Source organism: Desulfovibrio desulfuricans, assembly GCF_024460775.1.
GTDB classification, from domain to species: Bacteria; Desulfobacterota; Desulfovibrionia; order Desulfovibrionales; family Desulfovibrionaceae; genus Desulfovibrio; species Desulfovibrio desulfuricans_E.
This window is the reverse complement of record NZ_JANFYZ010000134.1, coordinates 1-216: the sequence shown is the minus strand read 5'-3', so window position 1 is coordinate 216 and position 216 is coordinate 1. Positions and strand designations below refer to the sequence as shown.

The window sequence follows — 216 nt, the reverse complement described above, 5'->3', positions numbered from 1 at the left end:
CACAAACTCCCGCAGCAGAGTAGGGGTAAGTTCTTCAATGGTAGTGTGCCTGCGTACCACATTCATAAACTTTTCAGCGTTTGCGGTGGCTTCCTGCGCTTTGGAAAGTTCTTCCCGCAGTCTGGCGGCACGTTCTTTCAGTTCTTTCTGCTCGGCTTCATAGTCTGCCGACAGCTCTGTGAAACGCTCGTCCGATATGCGCCCGGTTACGCTGTC

At 53.2% G+C, this 216-nt stretch carries 1 protein-coding gene; it reads right to left on the bottom strand.

Annotation, left to right across the window (positions count from 1 at the left end):
- On the bottom strand, positions 1-216 hold a 216-nt coding region (locus tag NE637_RS15670; protein WP_256267847.1), incomplete at both ends, for a DUF4368 domain-containing protein.